The organism is Caldibacillus sp. 210928-DFI.2.18, assembly GCF_020554505.1.
In the GTDB taxonomy this organism is placed as follows: Bacteria; Bacillota; Bacilli; order Bacillales; family Caldibacillaceae; genus Caldifermentibacillus; species Caldifermentibacillus hisashii.
This window is the reverse complement of sequence record NZ_JAJCHL010000241.1, coordinates 1-369: the sequence shown is the minus strand read 5'-3', so window position 1 is coordinate 369 and position 369 is coordinate 1. Positions and strand designations below refer to the sequence as shown.

Here is a 369-nt window from a genome sequence, read left to right as displayed (position 1 = left end):
ACCGCAAAAGCTATACTCCTGCGGTAACTACACCAATATGCTCAATACCTTTGCGGTGTAGATTCATTGCACCCACTCGATCATCATTTGATTCGTATTGGCAGTTTTTACACTTAAACAAGTGCAATTTCTTGTTTCGATTCGCTTTTTCAACATGCCCACATTTAGGGCACGTTTGAGAACTATATTTTGGGTCTACAACTATTACCTTCTGTCCATTTAATTGAGCTTTATATTCAAGCATTTGACGGAATTGATAGAAAGCCCAAGAAACAGAAACATAGCGGTTTTTTACTTGTACTTTTTCAGTTGCGGAACGAACACCTGTCAAGTCTTCCAAAACAAACATCGTACCTCTAGGGTATTTGT

The 369-nt window shown here is 38.5% G+C and carries 1 protein-coding gene; it reads right to left on the bottom strand.

The window, feature by feature from the left end:
* Positions 1 to 10: 10 nt before the first annotated feature.
* Positions 11 to 369, bottom strand: a 359-nt coding sequence (locus tag LIZ98_RS17740) for a transposase (RefSeq protein WP_227140455.1), incomplete at its 5' end; no start/stop codon positions are given.